This window comes from Peribacillus sp. B65 (assembly GCF_058513295.1).
The window spans coordinates 708782-727305 of the sequence record NZ_CP195840.1; the positions used below are offsets into that span (position 1 = coordinate 708782).

General features: G+C 37.9%; 15 protein-coding genes. 5 read left to right on the forward strand and 10 right to left on the reverse strand.

The features are described 5' to 3' along the window. Positions 1-135 precede the first annotated feature (135 nt). The 4 genes from ACSR9O_RS03580 (at position 136) to uraH (ending at position 5111) form a co-directional block, all read left to right on the forward strand. Positions 136-1749: a PucR family transcriptional regulator gene (locus ACSR9O_RS03580; protein WP_491723918.1), complete on the forward strand. Its 1614-nt coding sequence runs from the start codon at positions 136-138 to the stop codon at positions 1747-1749. A gap of 158 nt (positions 1750-1907) precedes the next feature. Then, positions 1908-3233, forward strand: a complete 1326-nt coding sequence (locus ACSR9O_RS03585; protein WP_491723919.1) for a nucleobase:cation symporter-2 family protein — start codon at positions 1908-1910, stop codon at positions 3231-3233. Positions 3234-3248: 15 nt separating this feature from the next. Beyond that, positions 3249-4742: a factor-independent urate hydroxylase gene (pucL, locus tag ACSR9O_RS03590; RefSeq protein ID WP_491723920.1), complete on the forward strand. Its 1494-nt coding sequence runs from the start codon at positions 3249-3251 to the stop codon at positions 4740-4742. 9 nt (positions 4743-4751) lie between these two features. Beyond that, the gene (gene uraH / locus ACSR9O_RS03595; protein ID WP_101224286.1) at positions 4752-5111 is read left to right on the forward strand and encodes a hydroxyisourate hydrolase; all 360 of its coding nucleotides are present in this window, start codon (positions 4752-4754) and stop codon (positions 5109-5111) included. A gap of 176 nt (positions 5112-5287) precedes the next feature. On the opposite strand, the gene ACSR9O_RS03600 is transcribed toward uraH, so the two are convergent. Further along, complete coding sequence (locus tag ACSR9O_RS03600) at positions 5288-5428, reverse strand: hypothetical protein (RefSeq protein WP_157831099.1); 141 nt, start codon at positions 5426-5428, stop codon at positions 5288-5290. 626 nt (positions 5429-6054) lie between these two features. Here ACSR9O_RS03600 and ACSR9O_RS03605 point away from each other — a divergent pair. After that, on the forward strand, positions 6055-7248 hold the full coding sequence (locus ACSR9O_RS03605) for a chromate transporter (RefSeq protein ID WP_491723921.1): 1194 nt from the start codon (positions 6055-6057) through the stop codon (positions 7246-7248). Positions 7249-7587: 339 nt separating this feature from the next. Here the strand turns inward: ACSR9O_RS03605 and ACSR9O_RS03610 are convergent, their stop codons facing one another. The 9 genes from ACSR9O_RS03610 to ACSR9O_RS03650 all read right to left on the reverse strand — a co-directional run bounded on the left by ACSR9O_RS03610 (position 7588) and on the right by ACSR9O_RS03650 (position 18169). Next, complete coding sequence (locus tag ACSR9O_RS03610; RefSeq protein ID WP_260356832.1) at positions 7588-8946, reverse strand: glycosyltransferase family 2 protein; 1359 nt, start codon at positions 8944-8946, stop codon at positions 7588-7590. A 495-nt stretch (positions 8947-9441) separates the two neighbouring features. After that, positions 9442-9582 (reverse strand): amidohydrolase family protein, encoded by a 141-nt coding sequence (locus ACSR9O_RS03615; RefSeq protein ID WP_230177252.1) that lies wholly within the window; start codon positions 9580-9582, stop codon positions 9442-9444. A gap of 304 nt (positions 9583-9886) precedes the next feature. Continuing rightward, the gene (locus ACSR9O_RS03620; protein ID WP_101224287.1) at positions 9887-10786 is read right to left on the reverse strand and encodes a carbon-nitrogen hydrolase; all 900 of its coding nucleotides are present in this window, start codon (positions 10784-10786) and stop codon (positions 9887-9889) included. Positions 10787-10820: 34 nt separating this feature from the next. Further along, the gene (locus ACSR9O_RS03625) at positions 10821-12446 is read right to left on the reverse strand and encodes an amidohydrolase (protein ID WP_260356831.1); all 1626 of its coding nucleotides are present in this window, start codon (positions 12444-12446) and stop codon (positions 10821-10823) included. 27 nt (positions 12447-12473) lie between these two features. After that, the gene (locus ACSR9O_RS03630) at positions 12474-13829 is read right to left on the reverse strand and encodes an APC family permease (RefSeq protein WP_491723922.1); all 1356 of its coding nucleotides are present in this window, start codon (positions 13827-13829) and stop codon (positions 12474-12476) included. A gap of 491 nt (positions 13830-14320) precedes the next feature. Further along, the gene (locus tag ACSR9O_RS03635) at positions 14321-15664 is read right to left on the reverse strand and encodes an MFS transporter (RefSeq protein WP_230177246.1); all 1344 of its coding nucleotides are present in this window, start codon (positions 15662-15664) and stop codon (positions 14321-14323) included. Positions 15665-15981: 317 nt separating this feature from the next. Next, a complete protein-coding gene (locus ACSR9O_RS03640; protein WP_260356829.1) occupies positions 15982-16755 on the reverse strand; it encodes an IclR family transcriptional regulator in 774 nt (257 codons plus the stop codon). A 131-nt stretch (positions 16756-16886) separates the two neighbouring features. Next, complete coding sequence (locus ACSR9O_RS03645) at positions 16887-17348, reverse strand: flavin reductase family protein (protein WP_230177434.1); 462 nt, start codon at positions 17346-17348, stop codon at positions 16887-16889. After that, positions 17348-18169, reverse strand: a complete 822-nt coding sequence (locus tag ACSR9O_RS03650) for an FAD synthetase family protein (RefSeq protein ID WP_260356828.1) — start codon at positions 18167-18169, stop codon at positions 17348-17350. The genes ACSR9O_RS03645 and ACSR9O_RS03650 overlap by 1 nt, the downstream gene beginning before the upstream one ends. Positions 18170-18524 lie beyond the last annotated feature (355 nt).

The window sequence follows — 18524 nt, forward strand, 5'->3', positions numbered from 1 at the left end:
ATCCGCAAAGCACGTTAGTAAACGGAGGGATTCAAACTAATATCAGCAACATGCGCTAATTTAAAACCGATTCATTCCCCCTGTATTTATAAACTTACACTCAATACTCTAATTTTCCAAAATGAGGTGTTTCAGATGAAGGTAGCCGAACTTTTAACATTGCCAGCATTAACCGGCATGCATTTAATTGCCGGAGGAACAGGGATCGAACGGGAAGTCCTCACAGTCAATATGATGGACGCTCCGGATATCATCAACTTTTTAAAACCAAATGAATTCCTTGTAACGACGGCTTATCACATAAAGGACAAGCCGCATCTCTTGTCATCACTCGTCGAAGCGATGGCAAACCAAGGCTGCGCAGCCCTGGGAATAAAGACAAGGAGGTACCTAAAGGAAATACCTGAGGAGGCACTGGTTCTTGCCAATGATTTATCCTTTCCAATCATTGAACTCCCGGCCGAATTGTCACTCGGGGAAATCATCAACCATACATTACGGGGGATTTTGGATCAACGTGCAGCGGAATTGACTTTTGCCATGGAAACACATAAGCAATTCACAAACTTAATCATGCGCGGCAAAGGGATTCAAAAGCTGCTTGATCATTTATCGGATATGATTGGATACCCCATCTTATTAGTTGACCAGTACCTAAAACCGATATTCCAACCAATCTCAACTCCTGGAATTATTCCAATAATCAAAAAAATGAGCGAAGCGGGATTCAGATTCCACAAAACCAAAACACCTTTCTTTTCATTTTCATCCCTTTCCAATAAACAGCCCTATACCGTCTTCCCCATCTATATGAATGAAGAAAAATTTGGTTATTTGACGATATTGGGAGAAATTAAGACTAGCGATAACCTCATAACATTGACGATAGAACAGGCAACTAATGTCATTTCTTTTGCCCTGATGAAAGAACACGCCCTTAAACAGCATGATCGGAATATCCGAAATGATTTCTTCCTTCATTTTCTCGATGGCAGTTTCTCCTCACAAGAGGAAATCATAAATCGGGCAAAGGAGTTTTCCTTACACAATGAAAAAACCTATATATGCGCAGTCGGAAAGATCGATGAATCCGATTCGGACATAAGTTACACACAGCTGCAGCGACGGGCTGATTCGATATACGAGTTTTTGGAAGATGAACTTTGCCTATCACCCAATCCCATTCATCTCTTTACCAAAGGCAAGAAATGCATTCTTTTATATGAAGTGAATGAAGTCTCTGACGTTCTCCAAACTGTCGAAACCTCGCTTAAATCATTGCAAAGGATAACAGCCAGCCAGTTCGGCTGCACGATTTCTTTCGGAGTGAGCCATTTGAGCCAGAGTTTTTTACAGACCAAGAATTCTTACAAAGAAGCGAACGACTCCCTTCTCGAAGGAGGCCTTTCGAAAAGGACCGAATACATCCATATATTCCGAACGAAGGATATTATGGAATTATTGAGGATCATCCCCGAAGAAGACCTCATGAATTTTCACCATTATGCACTACAGGGATTTTCAAAGGTTTTCACCGAGGAGGAGCAATCCTTATTACAGACATTATCCGTCTATCTCGAAACTCATTGTCAAATATCCGAAACTGCCAAAAGGTTATTCGTACACCGAAACACAGTTGTATACAGACTCGAGAAATGCGAGGAGCTGCTAGGCAAGAGCCTGAAAGATTCGGAGACCACACTCCAGATACGGCTTGCCCTTCGCATTAAATCCTTACTTAAAATATAAAACAAAAGCCTCCCATCACTTTATGCAAGTTGTCTATATCCACAACCAAAAATTGTCTAATCTAACTAATGACAATTTTCTGATTTTTTATTATGATATTAATCATAACAGAATCACGTGATATAAAATGACATGCTATTGTAGAAGGGAGTTTTTTTATGAATGACAGAATTAATAAGTCCAAGGCCTTCTCGTTAGGTCTTCAGCACGTTCTTGCCATGTATGCTGGTGCCATATTGGTGCCGATCATCGTCGGGGGGGCATTGGGATTCAATTCTCAACAGTTAGCCTACCTTATTGCCATTGATCTATTGACCTGCGGGATCGCTACATTATTGCAATCCTGGAAAAATAAATACTTTGGAATTGGCCTCCCGATAGTTTTGGGAACTTCTTTCGTAGCAGTCACCCCCATGATATCCATCGGCAGCAATTATGGCATTTCCGCTATCTATGGATCAATCATAGCCGCTGGATTATTCATCATTTTTTTCTCCAACATCTTTGGTAAACTGCTTAAATTATTCCCACCTGTCGTGACCGGTACCGTCGTCATCATCATTGGATTATCCTTAGTGCCCACCGGCATAAAGAATATGGCTGGCGGTTCCGGCAGCAAAGACTTTGGCTCAGCTGAGAACTTGATGCTTTCTTTAGGAGTCCTCGCCGTTATTCTGTTAATCAATCGCTGCTTCACTGGATTCATTCGCTCCATTTCCGTTCTGATTGGCATCATAGCAGGAACGATCGCTTCAACGTTTTTTGGGAAGATAGACTTTTCCACCGTTGCCGAGGCTTCTTGGTTCCATATCCCCGCTCCTTTGTACTTCGGTACACCCAGCTTTGAAATAGCACCCATACTTACGATGATGTTGGTTGGCACAGTCATCCTTGTCGAATCCACTGGCGCATTCCTTGCTCTCGGAAAAATAACCGGCAGGGAATTGAGTGAAAAAGATATTGTCAAGGGCTACCGGGCAGAAGGCCTTGCCTTCACTTTAGGCGGGATTTTCAATGCCTTTCCTTATAGTACATTCGCCCAGAATGTAGGCCTCGTACAATTATCCGGTGTAAAAAAAAGAACAATCACCATTGTAGCCGGCTTCATTTTAATCGGGCTTGGACTTGTACCGAAAATCGCAGCACTCGCTACACTGATTCCCACTGCCGTTCTCGGAGGTGCTACCGTCGTCATGTTCGGAATGGTCGTTTCATCAGGAATTAAAATGTTGAATGACGTCGATTTCTCGGATAATGCCAATTTATTGGTCATTGCTTGTTCAGTCTCACTCGGACTGGGCGCAACCGTCGTTCCCGAGTTATTCTCAAGCCTGCCGGAAACTATCCGTATCGTTGTCGGTGATGGAATCATCACAGGAAGCCTGACAGCCATCATCCTGAATGTGATCTTGACTCCCCGAAAGAAAAAGGCGGCAGATAGAACCATCGCGGATGCAGATCAGTTCATGGCAAAAAGCATTTAAAAAGGAGCCCTTAGAATGATTACTATTAAGTCACTAAATGCAATTAGCGAAAAGGATTTCACGATGTTCCTTGGTGATACTTTCGAACATTCACCTTGGATTGCAGAAAAGGCGGCAGCCAATAGACCATTTTCATCCATTATCATTCTGCATCAATGCATGGTGGACATTGTAAGCAATTCGTCAAATGAAGAAAAGTTAACATTAATCAAGAAGCACCCGAACCTAGGGGACAAAGTTGAAATGAGTGATGATTCGACTAAGGAACAGCATGGCGCCGGTTTAAAGGACCTTACTGCCGAAGAATATGAAAGTTTCATATCATTGAACCGGCAATATATGAATAAATTCGGCTTTCCATTTATCCTGGCTGTACGCGGCAAAGATAAAAATGACATATATCAATCGATGAAAACAAGGATTCACCATTCAGAAACAATAGAGTTCGATAAGGCACTATCTGAAATTCATAAAATTGCCCTATTTCGTTTACAGGATAAAATCAAAATCGAAGGAGAGAATTCAATGAAAAATAAATCAGCCGCACAAACACTAAGTTATGGAAAAGGAAATGTTTTTGCCTATAGGACCTATTCAAAGCCTTTAACCGGAATCAAACAAATACCAGAATCCACTTTTTCAGGCAGAGATCATATCATTTTTGGCACCAATGTAAAAGTTTCCGTTGGCGGCTCCTCTTTTCTTCCCTCCTTCACGGAAGGAGACAATTCCATGGTCGTCGCGACAGATTCGATGAAAAACTTCATCCAACGGCATTTAGCCACATTCAAAGGAGCAACATTAGAAGGATTTGCTTCATATGTGTCAGAAGCCTTCCTTAACAAATATCCTCAAATCGATACGGTTAAATTGATTGCCGAGGATATCCCTTTCGAAGCTGTGACTGAAGCGACGGATCTTCAATTGAAACCGAGTGACCTTGTATTCAAAAAGTCCCGCAACGAACGGGCCAAGGCAGCCGTCGAAATCATCCGTAGGGAAAACGGCAGTGAAATCGTTCAGCAAAGCAGTTCCATCCATGACCTCCAATTAATCAAAGTAAGCGGGAACTCTTTTGTCGGTTTTGTCCGTGATGAGTATACGACGCTTCCCGAAGATGGAAATCGACCGCTTTTCATCTATTTGAATCTCCACTGGGTCTATGAGGATCAAAAGGACGCATTCGGTGTGGATCCTTCTAAATACGTGGCTGCTGAACAGGTAATCGATATTGCTACATCCGTTTTCCATGAAATGGAGACTCCTTCGATCCAAAATCTGATTTATGAAATCGGCTGCCGTATTTTAACCAGATTCCCTCAGCTTCTTGAAGTTACATTCGAATCCCAAAACCACACATGGGATACAGTCGTTTCCGAAATCCCGGAATCCAAAGGAAAAGTATATACAGAGCCGCGCCCGCCATATGGATTTCAGGTCTTCACCGTTAAAAAAGAAAATCTCGAAAATAATAAAATCCTGGCTGCTGCTGAAGAAAACATCGGTTAAGGAGTATTTATGCCTGGTATAACAACACATATATTGGATTTAATGCATGGCCAGCCGGCCGAAAACGTGACGATTGAATTATACTATTCTGAATCATCAACCGCTGACTGGCAGCTGCTCCACTCAGCGGTCACAAATACAGACGGGAGGCTCGATGCCCCGCTGCTGAACGCAGAAAACACTAAAATGGGAAACTACGAAATCATTTTTCATATCGGGGATTACTTCCGGAATAAGTCCATCGAGCTTCCTGATCCGCCCTTTTTGGACCAGGTACCCGTCCGTTTCGGACTATCTTCCCCATCCTCTCATTATCATGTGCCACTGCTCGTTTCCCCATGGGGCTATCAAGTGTATCGGGGAAGTTAAAAGAAACTGCCGGAGAAGACCTTCTCTGGCAGTTTCTTTTTTGATTGATTACAGTCTGGATTTTAAAACACATAACAAAACCCCACCTGTTCCCAATAGCAACTGGTGGGGTTTCTAACTGGCTTCTACATCTACATCAACCGGGAGATCCATCTTGTGCAATCACGTCCTTTCATTTAAACGGCTAATTTACTGTATTCATCCAACTGATCTTTAGTTAAGTTTTTGATGAAGCGGTCGAAGTTTATCGACTCGATTTCATACCTTTCACAAATCTTTAAATAACTTTCATAGGCTTTATCCTGAATGTTCATCATCTTGACTCCTCCTTCTGTTATATAACAATAAATTTAACTTATTAATAATATATAACAACTGTAATTTCCCGTCAATGTATTTTTCTGAAAATTCGGTAAGATTTTCATTCTTTTAGTATTTCCCATATTGTTCTTTGCTAACCGTCTCACTTAACAAAAAAAGGAGGACGTACGTTAGGTGTAAAATCTCTCCTCTTTATAATTACTGCTTTTTTTTCCAAAAGAAAAGAAGCTGCTGATCAGCTTCCGGTAATGGCTTTCATTATGGATTTACCTAAACATTAAGGGCTATAAATGTTTCCATTTTTTGATAAATAATGTTAGGTTGAGCAAATATTAAGAGTGTGTAAATTAATTGTTGGAATTAGAAACTAAATATTTATAAATAGTATACTTCATTATAGATAATCGACTTTGGTCTTTGGATGTTCGAAGAACTAAAATGACATGGATAAACCGTCAATTCAGGTACTTTATACACAATTGAATCTGATGGACTTTTAATAAATGAGGAACGAAACGTCGATGGGAAAATAAGAAAATTATTTATTCGACCACTTAAAAAGGAAATATTTATGGAAGCCGGAAAGAAAGCTTATGAACTTAAATAATGGAGGAATACTTTAGTGGACCAAAACAAAACAAACAGAAGTTTAAAGTCACTAATTGAAATACTATTAGTTTCAACAAGGCTTGGTTTAACATCGTTTGGTGGGCCAATAGCACATTTAGGTTACTTTCATGATGAGTATGTTAGACGACGGAAATGGATGGATGAAAAAAGCTATGCTGATTTAGTTGCTTTGTGTCAATTCTTGCCTGGTCCAGCTAGCAGTCAGGTTGGAATTGGAGTCGGAGTTATGCGGGGAGGTTTCTTCGGTGGAATTTTAGCTTTCCTTGGTTTTACACTGCCTTCGGTGATAGCGTTAGTAATATTAGCATCATTTTTCAAAGGAATGGATGTTTCAAATGCAGGCTGGATCCACGGATTAAAAATAGTAGCAGTAGCAGTAGTTGCACACGCCATTTTGGGGATGTCAAAAAATTTAACTCCAGATATAAAGAGAAAGACAATTGCATTAATAGCCTTGGTTGGGACCTTGATTTGGCAGACTGCCTATGTGCAAGTTGGTATTATTATACTGGCCGCATTTATTGGTTTTCTAATTTATAAACAACACGACGAAAGTTATGAATCTAACGTTCATTTTCCAATTTCGCGTGGTGTCGGTTTTGTTAGTTTAGCTTTATTTTTCGGATTACTGTTTCTACTTCCAATTTTACGAGAGGTTACTTCATCAAATTGGATTGCTCTGTTTGATAGCTTTTATCGGTCTGGTTCTTTAGTGTTTGGTGGTGGACATGTAGTCTTGCCATTGCTTGAACGTGAATTTGTCCCTACTGGATGGCTAGACAAAGAGGCATTTCTTGCTGGATATGGTGCAACACAAGCTGTACCAGGACCATTATTTACGTTTGCAGCGTACATAGGTGCCGTGATAAATGGATGGCAAGGTGGCTTATTAGCAACAATTGCTATTTTCTTACCTGCATTTCTTCTTATTCTAGGGACATTGCCATTTTGGGACACATTACGCCGTAATTCTAAAGTAAAAGGGGCATTAATGGGAGTAAATGCAGCAGTTGTAGGCATCTTGATTGCGGCTTTTTATAATCCCATTTGGACCAGCTCCATCTTAGCTCCTATAGACTTTGCTTTTGCTGCCATCTTATTTAGTATGCTTGTGTACTGGAAATTGCCAGCTTGGTTTATAGTGATAACCGGTGCTATTGGCGGCTCACTTATGACGTTAATATGAATCGGGTATTTTATTCATTTATCGTTTCACATTTTCATCTTATTCATTCTATATTTCCTATGGAACTAACCTGCACCGTTAGTTCCAAGGCTGCCCCTAGTACAACCCTATTATTGAAATAAAATCCCTATTAATTGCATTAGAAAAAGCTACGACAACGGAAGCTACAATCTTCATTTAAAGCTACAGCTGAACAAAATAACCGCCCCCTTTAAAGGGCGGTCTTCGAGAATTGTGCTAAATTAATCTTTCTATAAAGCAATAATTGGCATTTAGATACCTAATTTGGCATTTTAAAAAAGCAGTGTGATGAAACAGAACATCAGGCCAGATTTCAAACTATGCTGCAGATTTTGAATCAGTTTGATAATTTCTTCCTGTTCGAGCAACTTTATTCCAGTCTTTGTTAAAGAAATAAGCAATGCTTCCATACATAACAATATACAAAGTTACAAATCGATAGACAAATATATCAAAAATAATTGTAATAAATAATCGATATCTATCCTTCTTCTGAAACGTAAACCCGTAATGCTTACCCATACCAATTGCCACCAAGTCATACGTTAAACTAAATAAAAAAATGTAAGACAAATAGGTAAATATATAATAAGGAGATAAAGTAGGAGGGTTTAAGGTACTATTTATCACAAAAATACCTGTCGTAATATAAGTACCCACGGTCCCTACTAGAAAAGATTCGGCTATGTAGAAAAAGGAAACCGGCTTAGTGAAAAACGTTTTCCAAAAAAAGGATCTAAAATGGATAAAACAATCAATAAATGCTTTTTGCCATCGTATGCGTTGCTTGATAAAATCATTCCAGTTCTCAGGTAATTCTGTATAACAAACAGCTTCCGGTACAAAAACAATCTTCTTTTTTTTCTGTCCCGATATGTACCTATGAATGCGCAGTGTTATATCAATATCTTCTCCTATTGTTGTACGATATCCTCCTACATCAACAAGAGCTTGTTTTGTAAAAATACCAAATGCTCCGGATATGATAGCTAATGCACGAAAGCGTGCAAGAGATACTTTGGTAATATAGAATGCTTTTAGGAAATCCAACATTTGGACACGAACTAGCATATTTGCATGAAGTAAAGACAAGTCTCTCAAAGGATTAGATGTTTTTGTTTGCAAAACGTGCACCATACCACCTGCAGCAACTACATCCTTATCCTCAAATGTGTTGTTAACAATTGATAAGGCCTGTTCTGTCAATATGGTGTCAGCATCTAATGTTACAATCAAACTTTGGCTAGAATATTCAATACCTGCATTTAAGGAATCAGCTTTTCCCCCATTCTTTTTATCTATAACGTAGATATTAGGATAAAGTTTGGATTGATAAAAATTTTCTACTTTCTTATGGGAAAGCTTTCTAAGTGCAGATTTTGAACATGGTTTTAACTTTAGAAATTTATGAAAGAGATTCATAGTCTTATCATTTGAACCGTCATTAATATAAATGACCTCAAACTGTGAATAAGATAATGATTTCATACTCTTAATGGAGGTTTCTATAATTCCCTGTTCATTATAACAAGGGACTAGAATACTAATTCCTTTTTCCTTTTCAAGAATCTGTTTTATCCCTTCGTTTTGTCCACGAAACCAAGGTAAACAATGGAACAAATGAAGTAAAGAAAAAACAATAGATAAACAGAACATAAATACGATAAAAATACCCAATAAAACAATCCTCCTTAAAATAAGAATAGCAAAATAATATTGCTTTCTCCCAATATAATTCAAGAGGAATCTGGCTTTTTTGTGGGTAAATAAGAAAAAGGATATATACTCCACGTATTTCAGGGAAATCTAAAAACACGTAATGGATTCGTTTACTGTATTTGCCAGACCTTTTAGCGGTACCCCTATAAGAAAATTCCTGTCCTGGAATTATCTTAAAATACAAAAAAAGTACACTATTAGTCATGTATAATAAACTAATAACTCCACCTGAAATTTTTATTTCCTCAGAATTTATTTCCTTGTTTTTATACTTATACACCTGTTTATTTTAAATTTTGATAAAACTGCTTGTATAAACAAAAACGCTATACCTTTTAAGGCATAGCTCTCAGTTAACAAAAAAGAAATAACAGGTAGTCCCACCTGCTATTTCTTTTAAATATATTTCGCTATAATCGACTGAGCCCTATTATACCTCCATTGTATAATTTATTACGCATTTAAGCATTCAGGAGCAGTGAAGATGATTTTACCATCCATGATGGTCATTTTCACTTTCGTTTCTGGTATCTCCTCAAGCGGAACCGCAAAAAGATCACGGTCGAGGGCAACGATATCAGCAAGCTTCCCCACTTCCAATGTCCCTTATTCATGCTCTTAAAATTACCTTTATAAAGTAAACATTAGATGGCAAAGTTAGCAGAGACGGTTATTATTTTACTAATGTCCTCACCTGAACATAAACAACGTGTCCACCAACAATCGTTCGTTTAAATTTCAGGCGAAGCATACCAAATTTGAGAAGAAGGATTGCACAGCCTTAATTACGATGTGGTAAGCGTAAAAATAAGACAGCAATTCCTACTTTTAAAAAACAGAATTAGCTTGATTGGTACGGGACTTCCTAAGAGAAAATCCATGCATTATTTTTTAATGATTAACTAAACAGCGCTTTGTTTGTTCCCTTTTTTGAAGGGGATGGGGTTGGGAGTATTTCTTTTTGTAATATAGGGCCGTATGTATCGACACGACGGTCTCTAAAGAATTGAAGAATTTTTCTAGTTTCTTCTATTTCATTTAAATCAATTTCTTGCACAATAATTCCTTCTTCTTCATCAAGTGAAGCTAGAATATTCCCGAATGTATCGCTAATGAATGAACCGCCGTAAAAATTCATGTCCTTTTCCTGGCCCACTCGATTTGTCGCAGCAACGAATACACCATTAGAAATGCCATGAGCGGAAATTGCCTTTTCCCAGGATGATCTTGTCGATATCTCGGGATGATCTGGCTCTGAACCAATAGCGGAAGGATAGAATAATATCTCTGCACCTTGTAAGCTCAAAATTCGGGCAACTTCTGGATACCACTCGTCCCAACAAATCCCGACTCCTATTTTTCCATAAGCCGTTTCATAGACAGGATAGCCTGTATTGCCTGGAACGAAATAATATTTTTCATGATACTGGGGACCATCCGGAATATGATTTTTTCTTGTAATCCCTAAACATTCTCCATCAGCATCAAATACAGCTGCACTATTAAAATAAATTCCAGCACCTGCTCTTTCGTAAAAAGGGACAATCAAGACAATTGCTAATTCCTTTGCTAATTCACCCATTTCGGCTAATGTACCGCTATTTACATCTTCAGCTAAATCATAATTTTTCACACTGACCGTTTGCGGAAAATATTGCGAAGAAAATAATTCCTGTAAGCAAACGATTTGTGCCCCTTTATTTACTGTTTCTTTTATTTTCTCTATCGTTTTTTGGATATTTTGCTCAATGAATTCTCCGCAATGAATTTGAATAAGACCAACTTTTACTTTTGACATTTTCTCACTACCTACCTTTTAATATTTTTTTATCTTATACCTTTTGGACGACCTGGTTTTCATATACGACCTTTCCATCCATAATCGTCATCTTCACTTCTGTTTCAAGAATTTCCTCTGTTGATATGCTAAATAAATTTTTATTTAATACTGCGATATCCGCTATCTTCCCTGCTTCCAAGGTGCCTAATTCTTTATCTCTGAAAGACCCGAATGCCGGTGTAGCCGTGTAATATTTTAACGCTTCAGCTAATGTTACTCCTTCCGACTCTTGCCACGCCTTCCCGGTTAAATCTTTTCTGGTGATTGCCTGATAAATACCCATCATGGGATTTAAGGGTACTACAGGAAAATCTGTACCAAAGGCAATTTTAGCACCAGTATCCACTAGTGTTTTGATAGGATAATAGAGAGGTTGTTGTTTTTCACTTATTCTGGCTGTGTATGCCTCACTTTCCATTAATTCAATGTGTTTAGGTTGAAAGGAAGCGATTACATCTAATTCCTTAAAGCGATGAACATCATCCGGATGCAATACCTCCACATGTTCAATGACATGTCTAGCATCTCTTTGTCCATTTACGTTTCTCGCTTCTTCAAATGCATCCAATGCTAAGCGGACTGCACCGTTACCAATAGCATGGAAACGAATTTGGAAATTTTCCTTATCTGCCTTTTTTACTAATTGTTTAATTGTATCAGCTGGATAGGTTGTTCCGCCTTTTGTATCTGGACGGTCTTTGTAAGGATCCAATAAAAAAGCAGTATGACTTGTCACAACACCATCTATAAATTGTTTTAATCCAGAAAAGGTGAGCTTGTCTGACTGATAATTTGTTTGTAATTCCATTGCGGCAGCTAAATCCATTTTTAATTCCGGCGAAAAGTGAATTCTGGTTGTAAGTAACCCTTCTCTCTCAAATTCCTTGAAAATTTCAAGATCGTCTAATGGATTTGGCGCAATTTTAGCTCCGTATAAATCATTAACGGATGTGATTCCCAATCTTTTTGTTTCATTAAGAAAACCTTGGAATAGGCTTACACGTTTATCTTTCGGTAATTTATATGCATGTTCTGATGCATAGCCAATTGCCTGTTCAAATAGAAGGCCTGTCAGTTCCCCATTTTCATCTTTTCCAATTTCCCCATATTCCGGATCTGGGGTATCTTTCGTTAATTGAATGATTTCCATTGCTTTACTATTGATCCATGCGTAATGCACTTCTGCATTGAATAATAAAACAGGGCGATCACTAATATATTTATCTAGTGTTGTTCTATGTGGCAGCACTTTGTTCTTCCAATTGGTATGATCCCAGCCGACGCCAAATATCCACTCATCATTTGGTCTCGTTTCTGCAAATTCACCTACTATTTTGGCTGCATCTTCTTCTGAAGCTGCATCAAATAATTTGGCACTATCCTTCTGTAAAATGCTTCCCATCATAATGTGCATATGAAAGTCATGAAAACCCGGTATAATTAGTCCATCTTCCATGTCATAGACTTTTGTTTGATCTCCAAGGAATGACATTATATCTTCTTTAGAACCGATTTTAATAATTTTAGTATCTTTAATGGCGATAGCTGCTTTTATTGGCTCATCTTGTAACCCAGTAAAAACATGTTGACCAGAAAGAATGATGTCTGCACTTACCATTTTTATCCTCCTTGATGACTATAGCTTTTATGCCTGAATTTCTTTTTCAATCGCATTATCAATAGAAAGCTCAGGCGGCCGCTTACTAAACAATTTCGTATTTGAAAGCAGCATGATGAAACCAATTCCAAACCATCCCAGTCCGAGTAAAAGTGCCTTTGAATCAAGGCTAGTCCATAACCAAATTGTGAAACCAGTACCAATCAGCGGCAATATGAGGTATTTTAGTGTGTTCATTCCGTTTCGCTGTTTTTCTCTAATATAATAATGGGAAATAACCGAAAGATTAACAAAAGTAAAGGCAACAAGCGCCCCAAAGTTAATAAAGGATGATGCTGTCACTAAATCAACAAATAAAGCAGATAAAGCAAAAATACCCACTAAGATGATGTTGTGTGTTGGAGTTTGAAATTTTGGATGAATGTGACCAAATATTTTCTTTGGAAGAACTCCATCTCTCCCCATCGCATACAAAAGTCGCGAAACACTTGCATGAGCTGATAAACCAGATGCCAGCCCTCCGGTAATATATCCTGCTAGAAAAATAGATTGAAATAAATTACCCCCTATGTACATGGCAATTTCCAAGGAAGCGGAATCCGGATCTTTAAAAGCTTGGAAATTTGGGTAAACAAGGTGACTGATGTATGAGATGGTGACAAACAGACCTCCCCCTATTAACGCGACGAGGAAAATGGCTTTTGGTATTATTTTTTTCGGATTAATGGTCTCCTCTGAAAATGTGGTAACAGCATCAAATCCTAAAAAAGATAAACATAAAACAGATGAACCCGCTAATACTAAAGATAGTTGTATATCTCCGTTCACAAATGGAGAACTCATGAATAATGTTCCTGAACCCATTCCGTTAAGTAACCCTTTAATCGAGAGGAATGAAAATATTACTATTATAAGAAATTGACAGGCAACTAATAAAACATTTATTTTTGTTGCTATTTTCACTCCAATTATATTTACAGTGGTGATTAAAATGACAAAGGCTATTAACCAGAAGGAAAAAGGAACGGATGGAAAATATGCGTTTAAGTAAATAGCGATCAGTAATCCATTGATCATTGGCAAAAATAAATAGTCCAATAGGATAACCCAGCCCACTAAGAACCCAAGGTGAGGATTAAGAGCCTTTTGAGTAAATGTATATGCAGAACCGGCAACAGGGTAGGCCTTAACCATTTGACCATAGCTATAGGCTGTAAACAACATACCAGCCAAAGCTATGATATAGGCAGCAGGTACCATCCCTTTCGTTATCTCCGCAACAACCCCATATGTAGAAAAAACTGTTGTAGGTGCCATATAAGCCAATCCAAATAGCACTAAAGGAAATACTGTTAACGAACGTCTTAATTTTGCATTCTCCATGTATCACTCCACCCTTATTCGTGATTAATTTATATGCAAATACCATACCAAGTGGGTATTAATAGTATTTTGCCAACAATTGCAATATACAGATTATTTAATGAATTAATAGGTTTATGCAATTCTACATCATTTATTTAATATTGCATAATCAGTCGTCAGGGACGGGATATGGCAACCCATTATTCAATACTTTTCTTCTTCAGCTAGCAGTCCTCGGCTCTCACTCTTCCGATATCTAAGAAATATCTATTCATTAAGTCATTTATAAAGGAAAAATCAAATGGCAAAGTTATCATAATGCCATCGCCCGAACATAGTCTACTTGGTGCCTTCTACCGTAAACACTTCAAAGAGACTTCATTGAAAGAGAGCGATATTGGAAGGTTTCCCTATCCCAACCGCTCTCGTACAACTTCGCTCTTCATTAACTGTGTAAACGTCACCATTTTTAAAGATCAATCTATTTTCCCTCTTAGAAAGACTATTCATTACCCGCTTATTTGATTATCTGTATCCTTATCGTCTATTGTCCTTTTTTCAGAGAAAGGATTACTTTTACTTTGACTACTTCGGACAAATAATACTGAGATAAGAGATGCGATACAAAGAAATACTAAAAATGAAGCAAGCGGAATCCAAGAATTATTGTAGGTGCCTACTAATATAGTCGCAATCATTGGGGCAGTTCCACCAAATAATGCAGAGCCTGTTTGATAACCAAGCGTTATTCCTGTATAACCAACATTCGTACTAAACATTTCAGTAAACATTGTCCCGATAGTCGCCGCAATTGGAGGCCACAGTATTCCTAAGCCCACTATTGAAATAACGTATAACCAAGGAGTGGATTGTAAGGAAAATAAATAAAAGTATGGAAAGGCAAAAAGCGTTATTCCGATAGTACCAATAAGAAAAACACGTTTACGGCCAATTTTATCAGATAACATTCCCATAAATGGCATGCAAATCGCTGTAACGATTGTTGCAACAGTAACTACATTTAAAGCTGTAGTCCTTGAAAAACCTTGTGTTTCTGTAGCATAGGATATGAAAAATGTGGAAAATAAGTAGAATGGGCCCACTTCAACACATTTTGCTCCTAAAGAAATTAAAACAGCTTTCCAATGATATCGCAGTGTCTCAAATAGTGGGATTTTTACGACGTTTCCTTTTTCTTTCTCTTCCTTGAAGGCCGATGTTTCCTCAATCCCTTTCCTTATCCAGATACCAATAACTACTAAAATCGCACTTAGGACAAATGGAACCCTCCATCCCCATGAAAGAAATTGTGATTCAGGAAGTAAACTCATTAATGAAATGGAGAATGTCCCAAGTAACATCCCAAGAGGGATACCCATTGCAGGAAAGCTTCCAAAAAAGCCACGTCTTTCTTTAGGTGCAGATTCAACCGCTAAGAGTATTGCTCCTCCCCATTCCCCGCCAAGTCCAATCCCTTGAACGAGACGAAAAAAAACCAGAAGGATTGGTGCCCAAAGCCCTATCATGCTATATGTTGGAAGTAGTCCAATACATACAGTAGAAATTCCCATTAATAAAAGTGAAAGCACAAGAGTATTTTTCCTGCCAAACTTGTCTCCCAAATGACTAAAAACAAGCCCACCAAGAGGTCGTATAAAAAATGTAATGCCAAATGAAGCATAAGCAAGCAATAAACTTACAAACGGATCATCATTAGGAAAATACAGTTTATTAAATACAAGTGCAGCAACGGTTCCATAAAGAAAGAAATCAAAAAATTCAATGGTACTGCCAAGTAAACTTGCAAATAATATCTTTTGTGATTTCTTGTCCAGTTTCTTTTTCCCACTCAATTTAACACACCTCCGGATTAGTTACTTCCTGGATGCGGGTTCTTGGATGTGGATGGCTTGCTGATTATTAATAGGTTAATGGTGCACCAACATTAATAACGTACTATGTTACTTCCCCGATAAAGAGAGTCTGATCTCCTGCTATTTGTTTACTTTGTGCCTTATATTAATCTTGAACATGCAGTTAATCAGACTCGTAAGTATTCAGTATAATGTGTTGTGTATCCACAATACATTATATAAATACCTTCAATAAGGCACTAATCGTTCTGGTGAAAAAGCCGATAATCGCAATTTGTCTATCAACCGTGGATATATTAGCCTAAACAAAGATGTTTATCGTTATACCCAAATTCCCGTGAAATATCGAGTGCTGCACTCTTAACCTTTTCAACCAATGGAGGCAACAACTCGTTTTGGTAATTCACTTCAAGACCAGCAACACTAATGCCCGCAATGATATAACCTTTGTAATTAAAAATAGGAGCAGCTACCGCAGATATATAATTTTCAAGTTCCGAGTGACTGATCGTAAATTGCATTTTTCGAGAATCTTCTAGAAGAATACGAAGTCTCTCTTTATCAGTAATTGTTCCAGATGCAATCGACTTCAGTTCTATTTGCTCTAAATATTGTTCCCGCTCATACTGCGGCAGAAAAGCGAGAATGACACGAGAACACGCTCCGGCATACAGCGGTGTTCTCCGGCCAATTGCCGTATTAAGCCTTACACGCTGTTTTGTATCCTGTTTTTCGATGCAGATTGCCTCTTTGCCGTCTTGTACGATGAGATTAACGGCTTCCCCTACCTTATCATGAAGTTTTTGCATTATCGGCAAAGCTACCTGCCGAATATCGAAGCGTTCAGCTACTAAATGGCCAAACTGAAGAAATAACAGGCCAAGTAAATATTTTCCATCTCTATCTTTAGCGAGAAGACCCATCTCTTCAAGTGACATTACCATTCGATAAACAGATGTTTTCGGTATCCCTGAAAAATGTACGATTTCATTAAAACTTAACTTTGAGTGCGTTAAAAAAAGATTAAGGATGTCCATTGATCTGACGGCTGTCTTATTTTTGCTTTGCATGAATTCCCCTCCTTAACAAAACAAAAGCGCTTTTTCAAGAATGCTTTACGGTCTTTTTAACTAATACGAAACAGGATCATCGTTTTCAACTTTAATGATCAAACCTTTACAAAAATCCTGATATAAACAGATTAGCTGAGTATTTCGGCGTATTTCCCTTCATAAAAGGCTAGTGGTGCTCCTTCGCTAACGACGAGTTCAGTTACTTCTCCAATAAAGAGTGTATGATCCCCAGCCATTTGTTTACTATGGACCTTACATACGATATTTGCTAAAGCATTTTTAATTACTGGCAGTTCATTTATCCAGCCAAATTCAATCTGACGGTTTTCTTTAATCTGCCCCGCAAAATGCATGGATAACTCTTTTTGAGCATCTGACAATATATTTACAGCAAATTTTCCAGATTCATTAATTTTATCTAGCATTTTAGCTTTTTCGCCTATGGATATTAAGACCATTCTTGGATTAAGTGAAACTGACATAAAAGCATTCGCCGTCATACCGTGTGCTTCATCTTCTAAAAGTGTTGTAATGACTGTTACTCCTGTTGCAAATTTCCCCATCGCATTTCTAAAATTTCTATCATCCATCATTTTATAACCTCCTTAAAATTTGAACTATACTTAAACATTGATTCGAAAGGTATCTGTTTTATGAATTTAACAGTCAATTCTTCCACAACACCTCCCTTCAGCATTTCTATAATTTGACCGCTTATTTCATCATTTCTCTTGCTGCACCCATATCTTATAAATTTCCCATGACAAGATTTGTTGTCGTTTTTGATTTCTACACGATATAAGCCTGGTGCTGGCAGGATATACTTATTCCCAATATAGATTTCCATATTTGTCTCTTTCTCATGTTTATGTCTATTTGCACTATAAACGACCCCATTAATTTCAAAATGATGTCCCAAATAGTAGGGTACGAGGTGGACATCTCCATCCCTTACCATTTTTCTAATTAAAGTTGAACTTATTTTTTCGCCATTATGTACCTGTTTTGAAATGACGGTTACATCAAAGAGGTTGTTTTTACTCACTTTTTGTAAATAATCAACAGTACCCTGAGCTTTATTTCCAAAGGTGAAATCAAATCCTACCACTATATGTTTAGCTTGAAGACCTAAAACATATTGTTTAATAAACTCAGATGGCTGAAGGGAAGCAAATGCTAAATTAAACTTTATGACAAAAAGCTTGTCCACTCCTATAGCAGCCATTCTTTCAATCTTTAAAGCTAGGGGAGTTAAATATCTCCAATCTTTCTCCAATTTGATTACTTCATTTGGATGTGGATCGAAGGTCATCGCCGTGAATTTAAGATTTTTCTTTTCGGCTATTCTCTTGGTTTGCTTCAACAGAGATTGATGACCTAAATGAACACCGTCAAAAAAACCTAATGCCATTACGTGAGGCTCCCTTGGATATAGGGATCCCTCTAGTGGATGTGCTAAATGGAAAACATCCAACCTGCTTCACCTTCTCCGTCATCAAGATAATGATTTTTAAAATGTTTAGCCGATATTATTTTGTGTAACACTGGTGTACGGTGGACCCATCAACCATTAATGACGTACATTTTAAGTCAACAATTGAACTTTTCATGAATGTGCACTCATTGCTTAACGATTAGAGTTTCTTCGTAATGAACTCTGTATACATAATCTATCACACGGAATATTCAGATACTTAAATACCCCAATAATCAATTTGAGCATTCGCATTGGGTTCCTGCGTAAGAATGTATCAGAGATAAATGGC

Coding starts and splice junctions, on each gene's coding strand:
- ACSR9O_RS03620 (WP_101224287.1), bottom strand. CDS start 10,786: ATGTCAAAAGTAAAAGTTGGTCTTATTCAAATTCATTGCGGAGAATTC.
- ACSR9O_RS03645 (WP_230177434.1), bottom strand. CDS start 17,348: ATGGATGATAGAAATTTTAGAAATGCGATGGGGAAATTTGCAACAGGA.
- ACSR9O_RS03625 (WP_260356831.1), bottom strand. CDS start 12,446: ATGGTAAGTGCAGACATCATTCTTTCTGGTCAACATGTTTTTACTGGG.
- ACSR9O_RS03580 (WP_491723918.1), top strand. CDS start 136: ATGAAGGTAGCCGAACTTTTAACATTGCCAGCATTAACCGGCATGCAT.
- uraH (WP_101224286.1), top strand. CDS start 4,752: ATGCCTGGTATAACAACACATATATTGGATTTAATGCATGGCCAGCCG.
- ACSR9O_RS03650 (WP_260356828.1), bottom strand. CDS start 18,169: ATGGCATTAGGTTTTTTTGACGGTGTTCATTTAGGTCATCAATCTCTG.
- pucL (WP_491723920.1), top strand. CDS start 3,249: ATGATTACTATTAAGTCACTAAATGCAATTAGCGAAAAGGATTTCACG.
- ACSR9O_RS03630 (WP_491723922.1), bottom strand. CDS start 13,829: ATGGAGAATGCAAAATTAAGACGTTCGTTAACAGTATTTCCTTTAGTG.
- ACSR9O_RS03600 (WP_157831099.1), bottom strand. CDS start 5,428: ATGATGAACATTCAGGATAAAGCCTATGAAAGTTATTTAAAGATTTGT.
- ACSR9O_RS03640 (WP_260356829.1), bottom strand. CDS start 16,755: ATGCAAAGCAAAAATAAGACAGCCGTCAGATCAATGGACATCCTTAAT.
- ACSR9O_RS03585 (WP_491723919.1), top strand. CDS start 1,908: ATGAATGACAGAATTAATAAGTCCAAGGCCTTCTCGTTAGGTCTTCAG.